This window comes from Aliarcobacter faecis, assembly GCF_013201705.1.
GTDB lineage: Bacteria > Campylobacterota > Campylobacteria > Campylobacterales > Arcobacteraceae > Aliarcobacter > Aliarcobacter faecis.
Window position 1 is genome coordinate 786956 of sequence record NZ_CP053837.1, and the last position, 17915, is coordinate 804870.

The window sequence follows — 17915 nt, forward strand, 5'->3', positions numbered from 1 at the left end:
TATTCTACAAAAAATTTGCATATTTTTGGCTTTCTAAATAGATTTAATTTAGTTAATATATTAAACAAAACAAAATATAGGAAGAAAAAATGTTGTCAAAACTCTCTATAAAACAGAAGCTAATTTTAATTATGCTAATTCCTCTTGTTGTAGTTATTTTATTAGCTGCAAAACTATCACTAGATTCTTATTTAAGTGCAAAAAATCTTAAAGCTTTAGATGATGTTGTTGTTTTATCCACAAAAGTTGGTGCATTAGTTCATGAAACTCAAAAGGAGAGAGGAATGACAGCAGGATTTATTGGAAGTAAAGGTGAAAAATTTAAAACAGAACTTCCTGCTCAAAGAACTTTAGTTGATGAGAGATTAAAAGATTTGAATAATTTTTTATCTATATTTGATAAAACAAACTATAAAAGTGATTTTATAAGTAATTTGGAAAATAGTTTAAAGAATTTAGAAAAGATAGAAGAGATTAGAAAAAATGTAAATAGTTTTTCTATAAAAGCTCCTGTTGCTATTGAGTATTATACAACTACAAATGCCTATTTATTAAATATTTTAAGTTCTGTTATAAAAATTTCAGATAATGCAAATATCTCAAAAGAGTTAATCTCTTATATGAGTATTTTACAAGCAAAAGAGCAAACTGGAATTGAAAGAGCTGTTGGAACAAATACTTTTGCACAAAATAAGTTTACAGAAGGTTTAAAAGCAAAATTTTATACAGTTATAGCAGAACAAAATGTATATACAAACCAGTTTTTTAAAATAAGTAGTAAAGAATCAACAGATTTTTATGATAAAACTGTTGTTGGGAAATCTATAGAAGCTGTTCAAGAGATGAGAAAAGTGGCACTTTATCAAAATATAGAAGAGAATTTTAATGTAGATCCAAATTTATGGTTTAATGAAATAACTTTAAAAATTAATTTACTCAAACAAGTTGAAGATTTTGTATCAAATCATTTGGTAGTTGAGATTGAAAAAGAGCTTGCAATTGCAAATAAGAATATGATTATTTTTGGTCTTTTAAGTATTTTTGGTATAGGAATTACAATGATTCTTGCAAGAACTATAGCTTTTACAATTTTAATTGATGTTGCTAGTGTTAGAAGTGGAGTTGAAAATTTCTTTGCATTTATTAATTTTGAGAAAGATGATATTAAATTAATTAATGTTGATTCAAAAGATGAATTAGGAATGATGTCAAGAATTATTAATGAAAATATTGAAAATACTAAAGCAAATATTCAAAAAGATAGAGCTTTAATAGCTGATACTATTAGAGTTGCAAATGAGATAAATAAAGGTCATTTGAATGTTAAAATAGAGTTAGGTTCAAATAATCCAGCACTAAATGATTTAAAAGATATTATAAATGAAATGTTAGGAACTTTAAATACAAATATCTCTAATATTTTAAAAGTTTTAACTTCTTACTCAAAATTTGATTTTAGACCAAAATTGGCTGATAATGATTTAGAAGGAATTATAGAAGAACTTGAAAAAGATATTAATGTTCTAAGAGATGTAATTACTCAAATGTTAGTAGAAAACAAAAATATTGGATTGACATTAAGTCAAAATGCTTTGACATTAAGTTCAAATATGCAAAATATTGCAACTGCTGCAAACTCTCAAGCAGCTAGCCTTGAAGAGACAGCAGCAAGTTTAGAAGAGATAACTTCAAATATTACAAATAATACTCAAACAACTTCAAAAATGGCAAGTTATGGAGAGAAAGTTAAAGAGGCTATAAAAATTGGTCAAGATTTGGCAAATAGAACTGTTGCTTCTATGGAAGATATAAATAAACAAGCTTTATCAATTAGTGAAGCAATTACAGTAATTGACCAAATAGCATTCCAAACAAATATTTTATCTTTAAATGCAGCAGTAGAAGCAGCAACAGCAGGAGAAGCAGGAAAAGGATTTGCAGTTGTTGCCCAAGAAGTGAGAAATTTAGCAAGTAGAAGTGCTGAAGCTGCAAATGAGATAAAAAGGATAGTTGAATTAGCAACAACTAAAACAAAAGAGGGGAGTCTTATTGCAAATGAGATGATTAGTGGATATGAAAATTTAAATGAAAATATTTCAACAACAATAGATTTAATTCAAAATGTAACTCTTGCTTCTAAGGAGCAATCAGCTGGAATGGTTCAAATAAATGATGCTGTTAATAATCTTGATCAAATAACTCAAAGAAATGCACAAAATGCAGGAGTTGCAAATGATATTGCACAACAAACACTAAAAATATCTAAAGAGATTATTGAGCAAGTAAATTCAAAAGAGTTTGAAGGAAAATAGTTAAAAAAAAGAGAGTTGATTTTATGGAATATAACTCTCTTTATTGTTTATAAATTTTGTTGTATAAAAAAGTTCTCTTAAAAATAAAACTAATGAAATAACCAAACAACTCATAGCTAAAATAAATAGAATTGCTATTAAAAAAGTATATTCAAAATGGAAAAATGAGCTAAAAAATATTGTGATAATTACAAGAGCCACTAAAAGTCCTGTTGTTGTTCCAAAAAATATAGCACGATTTGTATTATTCATTCTCATAGTTAAGAAATTTCTTCTTGATTTTATCATAGCTGAGAGTTCGTTATCTATTAATCCTTGTTCTTTTTTATCGCTTTCAAATTTATCTAGTTTATCAACTTTATCTATAATTCGAACTAATCTTCCTGTAAAAACATTTAAAAGTCCAGCTACACCTGCTAATAAAAAAACAGGTGCAACAGAGAGTTGAATCATACTTGAAATTGAGTTTATTTCATTTATAGTTATCACTATTTCGCTTCATCAATAATTTTTAAAAGATCTTCTTGAGTTGTTTGAGCTAATTCAATTAAATCTGGATTTATATCATCAACTAATTGAGCAACAGAGTTTAAAGCTATATTTGTTTTTCCATCTTGAGTATAAACAGCAATTTTACAAGGCATAATACAAGATAAAGTTATATCTTCATTTAAAAAAGCTTCGGCTACATTTGGACTGCAAATATCTAAAACCTGACAATCTTCATTTAATTTTTTCCCTTTAGATTGTAAAGTCTCCTTTATATTATGTATATGTAATACTCCAAATTTATGGTTTGGTGCAATCTCTTTGATACTATCAACTACTTCTTGAACACTTTTGTTTGAAACTTCAATATACTGCATATTTTTTTTCCTTTTAATATTTTCTTGATTATAACGAATTAATTTTTATAAAACTTTAATATATTTATTTATATGATTATTCATTCATATATTCATATAAAGGATAATAGATGATTACTAGATGTTGTGACTACTCAAAAGAGTTTGATAAAGTAAAAGAGAGTTTAATAGATGATGAAATATTATATGATGTAGCAGAGCTTTTTAAAGCTTTTGCTGATACGACTAGAATAAAAATCATCTCTGCTTTAAAAGAGGAGAAGCTTTGTGTTGGAGCTATTAGTGAGCTTTTAAATATAAGTCAATCAGCTATTTCTCATCAATTAAAAGTACTAAAGAATGCAAAAATATTGAAGTCAAAAAAAGTAGGGAAAATGGTTTATTATTCACTTGATGATGAACATATTAAAAAGATTTTTGATATGGGCTTAGAGCATATCACAAAAGGTTAAATATGAAAAAAGTAAAACTACAAAATTTAGATTGTGCATCTTGTGCCTTAAAAATTGAAAAAAGTTTAAATAATTTAGAAGAGTTATCAAATGTAAAGTTAAATTTTTCAACTTCAACTTTAACTTTTGAGCAAAATACCAAAAAAGATATTTTAGAAAAGATAGAAAAAGAGATTCAAAAAATAGAAAAAGATGTAATTATTGTAAAAGATGAGATAAAAGTTAAAAAAACATTTTGGCAAAATTTAGATAAAAAACTTTTACATATTACTATAATTTCTCTCGTTTTAACCTATATTTCTTATAACTATATAGAAAATAGTTATTTAAAATTTGCAGGTTTTTTAATAGCTTATTTATTAGTTGGTTTTGATGTTTTAAATAAAGCTTTTAGAAATATGGTAAATGGAAAACTGTTTGATGAAAATTTTTTGATGTCAATAGCAACTATTGGAGCTTTTGCTTTAGGCGATTTTGTTGAAGGTATTGCCGTTATGGTTTTTTATCAAATAGGTGAAATGTTCCAAAAAGTTGCAGTTAATAACTCAAGAGATAGTATAAATGAATTGGTAAATATAAAGCCTGAGTTTGCTTTTGTAAAAGAGGGTGAAAAAATAGTTCAAAAAACTCCTGAAGAGGTAAAAATAGGAGATACTATTTTAGTAAAAGTTGGTGAAAAAGTACCTGTTGATGGAGTCTTATTAGATAATAGTTTTTTTGATACAAGTGCTATCACAGGAGAGTTTAAACCAAAAAGTTTAAAAAAAGATGATGAAATTTTAAGTGGTTTTATAAATATTTCAAATGCTTCATATATAAAAGTAACATCACTTTATAAAGATTCAACAATTGCAAAAATTATAGAATTAATTGAAAATGCTAGTTTAAAAAAAGCAAATGCAGAAAAGTTTATTACAAAATTTGCTACAGTTTATACACCAATAGTTGTTTTCTTAGCTTTAGTTTTAGCATTTTTACCACCACTAATTATTGAAGGTGCAATATTTTCTGATTGGATTGAGAGAGCTTTAGTATTTTTGGTTATCTCTTGCCCTTGTGCTTTGGTTATTTCTGTACCACTATCTTTTTTTAGTGCTATTGGAGCAGTTTCAAAAAGAGGTGTTTTAGTAAAAGGTGAAAACTATATAGAAAAATTAACGCAGATAGAAAATATTGTTTTTGATAAAACAGGAACTTTAACTAAAGCTGTTTTTGAAGTTACAAAGGTGAAGAGTTTTTCTATCAATGAAGATGAACTTCTAAAATATGCTGCTTTAGTAGAGAGTTTTTCAATACATCCAATAGCAAAAGCAATAGTGAAAGCTTATAAAAATGAGTTAAATCCAAAAGATGTAACTTCTTGTGAAGAGTTTGGTGGTTTAGGAATAAAAGCTAAAATATATGGAAAAGATATTTTAGTTGGAAATGAAAGATTACTTAACAAATTTGGTGTAGAAATACAAAATATGGAGAAAAATTTAAATATTGTATATATTTCAATTGATTCTAAATTTGCTGGATATATTGTTTTAAGTGATATTATAAAACCTGAAGCAAAAGAGTTTATAAATGAGCTTAAAAAGTTAAATATATTTAAAACTTATATGCTTACAGGAGATAAAAAAGAGGTTGCTTTACAAGTAGCAAAAGATATAGGAATTGATGAAGTAAAATATGAACTTTTACCACAAGATAAACTAAAAATATATGAAGAGATAAAATATAAAACAGGAAAAGTTACAGCATTTGTAGGAGATGGAATAAATGATGCTCCAACTTTGGCAAACTCAGATATAGGTTTTGCTATGGGTGGAATAGGGAGTGATTTAGCTATAAAATCTGCTGATGTAATAGTTTTAAATGATAATTTAAATGCAATAAGTGATGCTATAAAAATTGCTAAAAAAACAAAAGTTATTGTATATCAAAATATCATTTTTATTATGGCTATAAAAGTTATATTTTTAGTTTTAGGGGCAGATGCTTTAATTGGAATGAAAGAGGCAATTTTTGCAGATATGGGAGTGGCACTTTTGGCAATATTTAACTCTATGAGGATTTTAAGAGAGATAAAAAAATAAGGAAAAATATTTTGAACTATAAGATAAAAAATGATTTTATAAAAGCACAAATAAAATCTCTTGGAGCAGAACTTAATAGCTTAAAAAAGTGTGATGAAGATTTTGAGTATATTTGGCAAGCAAATAGTAAATATTGGGCTAGGCATTCACCCATTTTATTTCCAATAGTTGGTAGATTAAAAAATGATAGTTATATTTATAAAAACCAGAAATATGGTATGTCTCAGCATGGTTTTGCAAGAGACAAAGAGTTTGAGATTGTAAAAAATGAAATAGACTATATAGAATTTAGACTAAAAAATGATGAAAAAAGCTTAGAAGTTTATCCTTTCTTTTTTGAGTTAAATATTAGTTATAAACTAGAAGAATCAAAGTTGATTATCGCGTATAAAGTTAAAAATAAAAGTGATGAAAAGATGTTTTTTTCAATAGGTGCTCATCCTGCTTTTAATACTTTAAATGGTGATTTTTTAGAATTTGAAGATATAAAAACTACAAAAAGATACTTTTTAGATGATAAAGGTTTAATTTATAAAAATGAAGATTTGAATTTTGAAGATAGTAAGCTATTTTTAGATGAGAAACTTTTTATTGATGATGCTTTAGTTTTCAATGATAAAAATATAAAACAAGTTACTTTAAAAAATATAGAAAATAAAAGTAGGGTAAAAGTAAAATTTGATAATTTTCCATATTTAGGTATTTGGTCTAAATCAAATGGATCTTCATTTATTTGTATTGAACCTTGGTTTGGGATAGCTGATGACAAAAATACAAATCAAAAAATAGAAGAAAAAGAAGGAATTTTATCTTTACAAAAAGATGAAAAGTTTGAGTGTTTTTATAGTGTTGAAGTTTGATAATAGCATTTATATAGTTTTAGATAAAATATCTACATAATATATAAATATAGAGAAAATAATGAGTGAAGAACAAAAGAAGATATTAGAACAGCAACTTTGGAATATAGCAAATGCCCTAAGAGGGAAGATGGATGCAGATGAGTTTAGGGATTATATTTTAGGATTTATTTTTTATAAATATCTATCTGAAAAAATGGTTGATTATGCAAATGAGATTTTACAAAATGATAATATAACTTATCTTGATATTCTTAACTTAAAAGATAAAGATGAGTATTTAGAAGATATAAAAAGTGAAGCAATAGAAAAGCTTGGATATTTTTTAAAACCTGATGAACTATTTTCTTCTATTGCAAAAAGAGGAAATGAAGAAACAAATAATTTTATATTAGATGATTTAACAAAAATATTAAGAAATATAGAGTCTTCAACTATGGGAACTGAAAGTGAAGATGATTTTATTCATCTTTTTGAAGATTTGGATTTAACTAGTACAAAATTAGGGCGAACTGTTGAGCAAAGAAATAGTTTAATATCTAAAGTTTTATCTCATTTAGAGAAAGTAAATTTTGAACTAAAAAACCACGATAGAGATGTTTTAGGTGATGCTTATGAGTATTTAATAGGACAATTTGCTGCAGGTGCAGGAAAAAAAGCAGGAGAGTTTTATACTCCACAAGAAGTTTCTAAAATCTTAGCAAAACTTGTAACTGTTGGAAAAGATAGACTGAAATCTGTGTATGACCCAACTTGTGGAAGTGGCTCTTTACTTTTACGAGTATCAAAAGAGGTAAAAGATGTATCAAACTTTTATGGACAAGAGTTAAATAGAACTACATATAATCTTGCAAGAATGAATATGATAATGCACGATATTCATTATCGAAAGTTTGATATAAAACAAGAAGATACACTAGAACGCCCACAACATTTTGATATGAAGTTTGAAGCAATAGTAGCAAATCCTCCCTTTAGTGCAAATTGGTCTGCAAATCCAATTCACTTAAATGATGATAGATTTAGCCAATATGGGAAATTAGCACCAAGTAGCAAGGCTGATTTTGCTTTTGTAACTCATATGATACACCATCTTGATGATAATGGAGCTATGGCTGTTGTGTTACCACACGGAGTTTTATTTAGAGGAGCTAGTGAAGGACATATAAGAAAATATTTAATAGAAAATAGGAACTATCTTGATGCTGTTATTGGGCTTCCTTCAAATATTTTTTATGGTACTTCAATACCTACTTGTATTTTGGTATTTAAAAAGTGTAGAGTTCATAGTGATAATATACTTTTTATTGATGCTTCAAAAGATTTTGAAAAGGCAAAAAATCAAAATTTTTTAAGAGAACAAGATATACAAAAAATAATAGATACTTATAGAAATAGAAAACAAATAGAAAAATATTCTCATCTTGCAAGTTTACAAGAGATAAAAGAAAACGACTACAATCTAAATATCCCACGATATGTAGATACATTTGAAGAAGAAGAGATTATTGATTTAGACAAAGTTTGCTATGAATTAAAAGAGCTAGAAAAAAGTATAAAAAAAACAGATGAAACAATAGCAACTTTTTGTAAAGAACTTGGTATTTCTACACCGTTTTAGGAGAAAATTATGAAATTACAAATTAAAGAATCACAAAACATTGAGTTTAAAGAGATTTGGAAAGATGAATATCTTAAACAAATTTGTGGTTTTGCAAACTCAAATGGTGGAACTATTTTTATAGGAGTTGATGACAATAGCAATATTGTAGGAGTATCAAATGCTAAAAAACTTCTTGAAGATTTACCAAATAAGATAAATGATATTTTAGGAATTATTCCAGATATTTTTTTAGAGAAATTTGAAGAAAAAGAGATTATAAAAATAGTCGTACCTTATCAAACAAATCCAATAAATTACAAAGGTTACTACTATAAAAGAAGTGGTGCTACAAATCAACTTTTAAAGGGAAGTGAGTTAAATAGTTTTTTATTAAAACACTATGGAAAAACTTGGGATAGTGTAGAAATGCCACATTCTACAATCGATGATTTAGACCCAATTACTTTTGAACTTTTTAAAGAAAAAGCTTTAAACTCTAAAAGAATAGATAAAAATGATATTCCAAAAGATTATAAAGAACTACTTGATAAACTACGACTTATTGAAAATGGGTATATAAAAAGAGCTGCTTTATTGCTTTTTGGGAAATCAAATAAAATACCAACTTCGGGTGCTTATATAAAAATAGGATATTTTTCTTCTCCTAGCAATATTTTATATCAAGATGTAATAGAAGGAAACCTTTTTAATCAAGTAGAAAAAACAGTTGATTTGCTTTTCACAAAATATTTAAAAGCAATTATCTCTTATGTTGGAGTAAGTAGGGTTGAGAATTTTGATTATGATGAAAATGCTCTTAGAGAAGCTATTCATAATGCAATAGTACACAAAGATTATTCAAGTGGTACACCAATACAAATAGGAGTTTTTCAAGATAAACTTTATATTTACAACTCTGCTATTTTGCCAAATAATTTGGATATAGATAAACTTTTGAGTTCTCATCGTTCTGAGCCACACAATCCAGATATTGCAAATGCTTTTTTTAAAGCTGGATATATAGAAAGTTGGGGAAGAGGAATAGATACTATTATAGAAAATTCAAAAAAATATAGTGGAAAAGTGCCAACGATTAGTATTACAAGTGGTTTTGATATTGTATTTTATGCAAAAAAACATAAGGACTTAAGCCCACAAGTTACCCCACAAGTTACCCCACAAGTTACCCCACAAGTTAAAAATATATTAAGTATACTAAAAAAAGAGATGTCAAGAGATGAAATTATGGAAATTTTAGGGCTTAATGATAGAAAAAATTTTATGCAAATGTATTTAAAACCTGTTATAAAAGATGAACTTGTAGCTTTAACTATTCCAGATAAACCAACAAGCTCAAAACAAAAGTATAGATTAACAGAACTTGGGAAAAATATTTTACTGGAGTTAGGGAAACTAAAATGAATAAAAATATAAATGTACCAAATTTAAGATTTAAAGAGTTTAGTGGGGAGTGGGAAGAAAAAACACTAAATGATTTAGGTACTTTTTTAGGTGGAGGTACTCCTAGTAAAAGTAATGAATCTTATTGGGGAGGTAATATTCCTTGGATTTCTAGTTCTGATATTTTAGAAGATAATATACACAAAATAAATATAAGTAGATTTATTAATCCTATATCTATAAAAGAATCAGCTACAAAACTTATTCCTAAAAATAGTATATTATTTGTTTCAAGAGTTGGAGTTGGTAAATTGGCTATTAATCAAGATGAATTATGCACAAGTCAAGATTTTACAAATTTTATTTCAAAAGATACAAATAGCTATTATTTAGGTTATTTATTTCAATCTAAAAAAAGTATTTTAGAGAGTTTTAATCAAGGTACTTCAATAAAAGGATTTACTAAAAATGATATTTCAACATTAAAAATAAAAATTCCACAAAAAGAAGAACAAGAAAAAATTGCTATATTTTTAAGTAGTATTGATGAGAAAATAGAAAAACTTACAAAAAAAGATGAACTTTTACAACAATATAAAAAATCTATTATGCAAAAAATATTTTCTCAAGAGATTAGATTTAAAGATGATAAAGAAAATGAGTTTCCAAAGTGGGAAGAAAAAAAGTTAAAAAATATTTGTGATGTCATCAAAGGAGAGCAATTAAATAAAGATAATTTAACAGAAATAGGAGATTATCCAGCTATAAATGGCGGAATAAATCCATCAGGTTTTACTGATAAATGGAATACTTTAAAAAATACAATAACAATAAGTGAGGGTGGAAACTCTTGTGGATATGTGAATTTTATTAAAACAAATTTTTGGTCAGGTGGACATAATTATTCTTTACAAAATTTAAAAGAAAATATAGAAAATAGATATTTGTTTCAATATTTAAAATATAATGAAAGTCAAATTATGAATTTAAGAGTTGGTTCGGGACTTCCAAATATCCAAAAAAGTGATATTGTTAATTTTGAAATTTTATTACCTTGCATTGAAGAACAAGATAAAATAGCAAACTTTTTATCTAGTATAGATGATAAAATAGAAGAAAATCAAAAACTGTTAGAAAAAGCAAAAGAGTTCAAAAAAGCTCTTTTACAACAGATGTTTGTGTAATATTGTATGAGGAAAAATTATGACTGAAAATATAAAAATAATTCAAAATATCTTAAAAAAACAAAATAAATATGATTTAGCTATTAAGCTTGAAAATGCAGTTTATAAAGATCATTTAATTGATGGTTGGAATGGTGGTATAGGAGAGATTGAAATTTCTATTAATCCTAATTATTTTTTAGAGTTAGAAACAATTGATGATGATTCAAGAAATATGTTAATAAAACTTTTTAATGCTTTACCTCATGATTATTATGAAATAAATTCAATAAGATTTTCTATTAACACTCAAGTAAATATTGAAACTATAAGTGATACTATTTATATTTTTGTTGATGAAGCAGGAGATTTTGATTTTTCATCAAATGGTTCTAAACATTATCTATTTACTTTTTTAGTTAAAAAAAGACCTTTTAATTTACACGAATATATTGCAAGTTATAGATATTCTTTGCTTGAAAGAAATTTAGACCCACTTGTGGAAAAAAGATTAGATATTGAAGCTTTTCATGCTTGTGAAGACAATAATTATATTAAAAATGAACTTTTTAATATAATTTCAACTTTTGATGAAAATAGTGTAAAAGCATATTCCTATATTTTGGAAAAACCAAAAGTTAATCCAGAAAAAAGAAATCACAAAGATAGGTTTTATATAGATAATTTAAGTTTTGCAATACAAAAGCTTTTAGGCGAGTTAAATATAAATAAGAACTTTATAATTATTACAGATAGACTTCCTGTTCAAAGTAATAAAAATAAACAAATAGGTGCTTTGAAAAAAGGGATTAAAGAGTATTTAAAAAGTAAAAATTTAGATAAGCAACTTAGATATGATATTTTTCATCATTGTAGTGCTTCAAGTACAAATTTACAAATTGCTGATTATATTTGTTGGGCTATATTTAGAAAGTTTGAAAGAAATGATGAAACTTACTATAAAAGAATTGAAAAATATTTGATAAAAGTTGATGAAATGACAAAAGATAGAAAAGAAGTCTATTATGAAAAATGACCCATTCTACCTATCCTTACGGAAGCCTCCCTTGGAGTCTTATTGGTAGATGGGAACCTTTGCAAGAGAATTATAACATAATTTTTTAAAAAATACGGATTAATTAAATTTTAAGGTAGAAATATGAACACACAAGATGAAGCAACACTAGAAGAAAATTTAATCAAACAATTAGAGAGTTTGGATTATGAAAGAGTTTATATAAAAGATGAAAAAGAGCTTTTAGAAAATCTAAAAAAACAGCTTGAAATTCATAATAAAACAACTTTAAGCCAAGCAGAGTTTCAAAGAGTGTTAAATCATCTAAACAAAGGCGATATATTTGAAAAAGCGAAGATTTTAAGAGATAAATATGCACTTTTAAAAGATGATAATAAAACAACCGTATATATTGAGTTTTTAGATAGTATAAATTGGTGTCAAAATATCTTTCAGGTTACTTCTCAAGTAACAATTGAAGGAAAATATAAAAATAGATATGATGTAACACTTCTTATAAACGGTTTACCACTTGTGCAAATAGAGTTAAAAAGAAGAGGTTTAGAGTTAAAAGAGGCTTTCAATCAGATAAATCGCTACCAAAGACACTCATATAGTTTTAATAGTGCTTTATTTTCATATATTCAAATCTTTGTAATCTCAAATGGAGTAAATACAAAATATTACTCAAACAATAAAAAACAGTCATTTAAACAAACATTTTTTTGGGCAGATGAAAGCAATAACAATATCACAGAACTAAGAGAGTTTACAAAACTATTTTTAGAAAAATGCCATATATCTAAAATGATATGTAGATATATAGTTTTAGCCCAAACTTCAAAGATACTTATGGTTTTACGACCTTATCAGTTTTGGGCTGTTGAAGCTATCATAAATAGAGTAAAAAATACAAATAAAAATGGCTATATTTGGCACACAACAGGAAGTGGAAAAACTTTGACATCTTTTAAAGCTTCACAAATACTTACAAACTTTAGTGAAGTTGAAAAAGTGGTTTTTGTTGTAGATAGAAAAGATTTAGACTCACAAACTACAAAAGAGTTCAATAGTTTTAGTGAAGGAAGTGTAGATGGTACAGACAATACAAAAACTTTAGTAAAGCAGTTTTTAGGAGTTTACAAAGATAAAAAAGGAGAGCTAAAAAATAGCAAACTTATCATCACAACTATACAAAAACTAAACAATGCTATAAATAATCAAAGATATTTAAAAGATATGCAAAGTCTAAAAAATAAAAAAATAGTATTTATTTTTGATGAGTGTCATAGAAGCCAGTTTGGAGAAACACACAAAAATATTGTTAAGTTTTTTACAAATACACAGCTCATTGGTTTTACAGGAACTCCTATATTTGAAGATAATGCTTTGGGAAATAAGTTTGGTAAAAGAACAACAGCAGAACTTTTTGGGGAAAGACTTCACAAATATATCATAACAAATGCAATAAAAGATGAAAATGTATTGAAATTTTCAGTTGAATATGTAGGAAGATATAAGAAAAAAGATAGTGCAAATGAGATAGATATTGAAGTTGAGGGAATTGATACAAAAGAGTTGCTTGAAAGCAATGAGCGAATTGAAAAAATAGTTGATTATATTTTGGCAAATCACGATAGAAAAACTCATTCAAAAGAGTTTAACTCTATTTTTGCTGTTAGTAGTGTTGAGGTTTTATGTAAATATTATGAAGCTTTTAAAAAGAAAAATCAAGATTTAAAAATCGCAACAATATTTTCATATAGTGCAAATGAAGAGGACAAAGATGCAAATGGAATTTATGCTTTAGATGATAGTGATATTTTGATTGATGAAGCAAATATAAATCAGCACTCAAGAGATAAACTAGAAATGTATATAAGCAATTATAATAAACTATTTGATACAAATTACACTACAAAAGATACAAAAAGTTTTTATTTATATTATGATGATATTTCAAGAAGAACGAAGAAAAAAGAGATAGATATTTTACTTGTTGTAAATATGTTTTTAACTGGTTTTGATGCACCTATTTTAAACACTTTATATGTAGATAAAAATTTAAAATATCACGGGCTTATACAAGCTTTTTCACGAACAAATAGGATTTTAAATGAGAAAAAATCTCAAGGAAATATAGTTTGTTTTAGGAACTTAAAAAATGAAACAGATGAAGCAATAGCACTTTTTTCAAATCAAGAGAATGAAGATAAAGTTTTGATGGAGTCTTATGAGTATTATGTAGAAAAGTTTAATGAGATTTTTATAAAACTTTTACAAATAGCTCCTAGTGTAAGTAGTGTGGATAGTATAATAGATGAAAATATACAGCTAGAGTTTATAAAAACTTTTAGAGAGTTGATTCGAGTTAAAAATATTTTGGAAGGATTTAGTGATTTTAAATGGTTTGATTTATCTATGAGTGAACAACAATTTGAGGATTATAAATCAAAATATTTAGATTTATATGACAAGATAAAAAGAGAAAATAGCCAAAATGAGGGGAAAGTGTCTATTTTAAAAGATGTTGATTTTGAACTAGAGCTAATTCATAAAGATGAGATAAATGTTTCATATATTTTAAAATTATTAGCAAAATATAGCCAATCAAAAACAAAAGACAAAACAAAACAAAAAGAGAATATAAACAATCTTATAAATTCAAACCCAATTTTAAGAAGTAAAAAAGAGCTTATTGATGAGTTTATAAATAGTGCTTTAAGTGGAATTGATATTGAAAATATTGAAGATGAGTTTTTTAAATTTATAGATGTTAAAAAAGAGAAAGCTTTTCATATTTTGTGTGAAGAAGAGAAACTAGAGATTGAAAAAACAAAAAGTTTGATAGAAAACTATCTTTATGATAGTAGAAAACCATTAAGTGATGATATTGTAAATATTCTTTTAGTAAAACCAAAACTATTGGAGAGAAAAAAAATAATACCTAGGGTTTTGGATAGAATCGTGGAGTTTGTGGATAAGTTTTATAATTTTAGTTAATCTATTTTTATATAATAATGTAGAAACTGTGTAAATTAAAGCTAAAAGAGAAATTATTTTCTCTTTATAGCTTTTGCATTTGGTAAATCTGTGATTGTTCCTTCGAAAATTTCAGCAGCCATACCAATAGACTCATGCAATGTTGGGTGAGCATGAATTGTAAGACCTATATCTTCAGCATCACAATCCATTTCAAGAGCTAGTGAGATTTCTCCTAAAAGTTCTCCAGCATTTTCTCCAACTATTGCACCACCAATTAATTGGTGTGTATCTTTGTCAAAAATTAGTTTTGTCATACCAGTAGAGGCAACATCACTTGCTAATGCTCTACCACTTGCACTCCATGGAAAAGTTGAAACTTCATAGTTGATTCCAGCTTTTTTAGCTTCAATTTCAGTCATTCCAGCCCAAGCAATCTCTGGGAATGTATAGGCAATAGATGGAATTTGTTTTGGTTCAAAGAATACTTTATGTCCTGCAATAACTTCAGCAGCTACATGACCTTCATGAACAGCTTTGTGAGCAAGCATAGGTTGACCAATAATATCTCCAATAGCAAAAATATGAGGAACTTTTGTTCGTAGTTGATTATCAACTTTGATAAGTCCTTGCTCATTTACCTCTACATTTGTATTTTCAAGTCCAAGTTTATTCCCATTTGCACTTCTTCCAAGAGCTACTAAAACAGCATCATATAAAATTCCCTCTTTTGGAGCATTGTCTCCTTTAAACTCTACATAAATTCCTTCATTTTTTGGAATTATGCTTTGAGTTTGAGTTTTTGTCATAATATTAAATCTATTTGAATTTGCTTTTGTATAAAGTTTGATTATATCGCTATCAGTTCCAGTCATTAGTTGTTCACCTCTGATTGCAACATCAACTTGACTTCCTAATGTTGAATAAACTGTACCCATTTCAAGTCCAATTATTCCACCACCTAAGATTAAAAGTTTTTTTGGTACTTCTTTTACTTCTAGTGCATTTGTAGAATCCCAAATTCTTGGGTCTTCATGAGGTATAAACGACATTTTTGAGCTTTGACTTCCAGCTGCAATAATACAATAATCAAAAGTAACTTTTGTTTTTTCGCCATTTGCTAAATCAACTTCAACACTATGCTCATCTAAGAATTTTGCAACACCTTGAATATGTTGTACTTTTCTCATTTTAGCCATTGCATCTAAACCACCAGTTAGTTTTTTTACAACACCACTTTTATACTCAGCTATTTTTTTAATATCTATTTTTGGGCTTTCATAAAAAATACCAGCTTTTTCTATATGTTTTGCCTCTTCAACTACTTTAGCTACATGAAGTAAAGCTTTTGAAGGAATACACCCAACATTTAGGCAAACTCCACCCAAAGTAGGGTGTCGTTCAACTATAACTGTCTCTAAACCTAAATCTGCACATCTAAAGGCAGCAGAATATCCACCAGGACCTGCTCCTATTACTAAAACTTGAGTTTTTACTTCATTCATAAATAACTCCTTATAAACTTAACAATCTAATATCACTTAAAAGTTGTGATAAAGTTGTTGTAAATCTAGCACCATCAGCACCATCTATTACTTTATGGTCATAAGACAAACTTAGTGGTAAAATTAGTCTTGGTTTAAACTCATTTGCTTCAAACACAGGTTTAATAGAAGATTTTGAAACACCTAAAATTGCAACTTCAGGAGCATTTATAATTGGAGTGAAATATGTTCCACCAATTCCACCTAGGCTTGAAATTGTAAAGCAACCACCACTCATATCAGAGCTAGTTAGTTTTCCATCTCTTGCTTTTTTAGACAGCTCTGCTAATTCAATAGCAATATCTTTGAAACCTTTTTTATCAACATCTTTTATAACTGGAACTAAAAGCCCATTTGGAGTATCAACTGCAACTCCAATATTGAAATACTCTTTCATAATTAACTCTTGCCCATCAGAACTTAAGCTAGAGTTAAATTTAGGGTGAAGTTTTAAAGCTTTTTCAACTGCTTTTATGATAAACACTAGTGGTGAAAGTTTGAAATCTTTTGCAATACTATTTTGCTCTTTTCTAAACTCTTCAAGCTCTGTAATATCAGCTTCATCAAATTGTGTAACATGAGGTGCTGATAGATAGTTTTTATGTAAAAATGGTCCAGAAACTTTTTGAACACGACTAAGTTCAACTCTTTGAATTTTTCCAAATTGTGAGAAATCTATCTCTTTTGATTCAGGTAAGTTAAATCCAAATCCTACACCAGTAGCACTTGCAGGTTTATTTAGTTGTTCTTTTACATAAGCTTTAATATCTTCAACTAAAATTCTTCCTTTATTTCCACTACCTTTTACAAAACCTAAATCAACACCAAACTCTCTAGCAACTTTTCTTACACTAGGACTTGCATAAACTTTTGTTGCTTTTTTTGATAGTACTTTACTATCTTCAATTTCAACTTGTCTAGCAGCTACTTCTTGAATAGTTGGTGTTGAGTTTGCTACTTTTTCAACTATTTTTGGTTCTTGTGTAGTTTTTGCTAAAGGAGTTGGAACTTTATCTTCAATAACAACAGTTTTTATAACTTTTGCTATTAAATCTCCACTATTGATTTTTTGTCCTTTTTGTACAAGAATCTCAATAACTTCCCCTCCAAATGGTGCTGGTACATCCATAGATGCTTTTTCAGTTTCAAGAGTGATAATACTATAATCTTTTACAATAATATCTCCTACATGAATCATAACATCTATTAAATCTACATCTTTTTCAGCACCTAAATCAGGAACTCTTACCTCTTCAAGAACAGATTTTATAGTTTGCTCTTTTACAAATTGTGTTGGAGTTTGTATAACTGATTCTTCAACTTTTTTCTCTTCTGCTTTTGGAGTAGTTGGTACTTCAACTTTTGGCTCATCTATTGATATTTCATCACTAGCTTCAACTTTTACTATTAAATCTCCACTATTTACCTTGTCTCCAACTTTTACTAAAATCTCAACAATTTTTCCTTTATAAGGAGTTGGAACATCCATAGAAGCTTTTTCAGTCTCTAAAGTAATAAGACCATCTTCAACTTCTACAACATCACCAACTTTTACCATTATGTCAATTAAATCAACATCTTTATCTGCACCTAAATCAGGAATAAAAACTTCATATATTTTTGCCATTTTTTACTC

Annotated in this window: 13 protein-coding genes; 9 read left to right on the plus strand and 4 right to left on the minus strand. The window is 27.1% G+C overall.

The window, feature by feature from the left end:
* Positions 1 to 89 precede the first annotated feature (89 nt).
* Complete coding sequence (locus AFAEC_RS04065; protein WP_026805858.1) at positions 90 to 2312, plus strand: methyl-accepting chemotaxis protein; 2223 nt, start codon at positions 90 to 92, stop codon at positions 2310 to 2312.
* A gap of 21 nt (positions 2313 to 2333) precedes the next feature.
* Here AFAEC_RS04065 and AFAEC_RS04070 read toward each other — a convergent pair whose 3' ends face one another.
* A complete protein-coding gene (locus tag AFAEC_RS04070) occupies positions 2334 to 2801 on the minus strand; it encodes a DUF2721 domain-containing protein (protein ID WP_225442399.1) in 468 nt (155 codons plus the stop codon).
* Positions 2801 to 3178, minus strand: coding sequence for a DUF302 domain-containing protein (locus AFAEC_RS04075; protein ID WP_026805856.1), 378 nt, complete (start codon positions 3176 to 3178; stop codon positions 2801 to 2803). The genes AFAEC_RS04070 and AFAEC_RS04075 overlap by 1 nt, the downstream gene beginning before the upstream one ends.
* Before the next feature lie 110 nt (positions 3179 to 3288).
* On the opposite strand from AFAEC_RS04075, the gene AFAEC_RS04080 reads away from it, so the two are divergent.
* From AFAEC_RS04080 to AFAEC_RS04115, 8 genes are all read left to right on the plus strand, one after another.
* Positions 3289 to 3630, plus strand: a complete 342-nt coding sequence (locus tag AFAEC_RS04080) for an ArsR/SmtB family transcription factor (protein WP_026805855.1) — start codon at positions 3289 to 3291, stop codon at positions 3628 to 3630.
* A gap of 2 nt (positions 3631 to 3632) precedes the next feature.
* On the plus strand, positions 3633 to 5711 hold the full coding sequence (locus tag AFAEC_RS04085; protein ID WP_026805854.1) for a heavy metal translocating P-type ATPase: 2079 nt from the start codon (positions 3633 to 3635) through the stop codon (positions 5709 to 5711).
* A gap of 11 nt (positions 5712 to 5722) precedes the next feature.
* On the plus strand, positions 5723 to 6571 hold the full coding sequence (locus tag AFAEC_RS04090) for an aldose 1-epimerase family protein (protein WP_026805853.1): 849 nt from the start codon (positions 5723 to 5725) through the stop codon (positions 6569 to 6571).
* A 61-nt stretch (positions 6572 to 6632) separates the two neighbouring features.
* On the plus strand, positions 6633 to 8192 hold the full coding sequence (locus AFAEC_RS04095; RefSeq protein WP_026805852.1) for a type I restriction-modification system subunit M: 1560 nt from the start codon (positions 6633 to 6635) through the stop codon (positions 8190 to 8192).
* A 9-nt stretch (positions 8193 to 8201) separates the two neighbouring features.
* Complete coding sequence (locus tag AFAEC_RS04100; RefSeq protein ID WP_051487558.1) at positions 8202 to 9596, plus strand: Fic family protein; 1395 nt, start codon at positions 8202 to 8204, stop codon at positions 9594 to 9596.
* The gene (locus tag AFAEC_RS04105) at positions 9593 to 10759 is read left to right on the plus strand and encodes a restriction endonuclease subunit S (RefSeq protein WP_026805850.1); all 1167 of its coding nucleotides are present in this window, start codon (positions 9593 to 9595) and stop codon (positions 10757 to 10759) included. The genes AFAEC_RS04100 and AFAEC_RS04105 overlap by 4 nt, the downstream gene beginning before the upstream one ends.
* 19 nt (positions 10760 to 10778) lie before the next feature.
* Entirely contained in the window at positions 10779 to 11774 is a 996-nt protein-coding gene (locus AFAEC_RS04110) for a DUF3800 domain-containing protein (RefSeq protein WP_026805849.1), read from the plus strand.
* Positions 11775 to 11897: 123 nt separating this feature from the next.
* A complete protein-coding gene (locus AFAEC_RS04115; RefSeq protein ID WP_026805848.1) occupies positions 11898 to 14756 on the plus strand; it encodes a type I restriction endonuclease subunit R in 2859 nt (952 codons plus the stop codon).
* A gap of 53 nt (positions 14757 to 14809) precedes the next feature.
* Here the strand turns inward: AFAEC_RS04115 and lpdA are convergent, their stop codons facing one another.
* Together lpdA and AFAEC_RS04125 are read right to left on the minus strand one after the other, a co-directional pair.
* Positions 14810 to 16240 (minus strand): dihydrolipoyl dehydrogenase, encoded by a 1431-nt coding sequence (lpdA, locus tag AFAEC_RS04120; RefSeq protein WP_026805847.1) that lies wholly within the window; start codon positions 16238 to 16240, stop codon positions 14810 to 14812.
* A 10-nt stretch (positions 16241 to 16250) separates the two neighbouring features.
* Positions 16251 to 17906 (minus strand): dihydrolipoyllysine-residue acetyltransferase, encoded by a 1656-nt coding sequence (locus AFAEC_RS04125; protein WP_026805846.1) that lies wholly within the window; start codon positions 17904 to 17906, stop codon positions 16251 to 16253.
* Positions 17907 to 17915 lie beyond the last annotated feature (9 nt).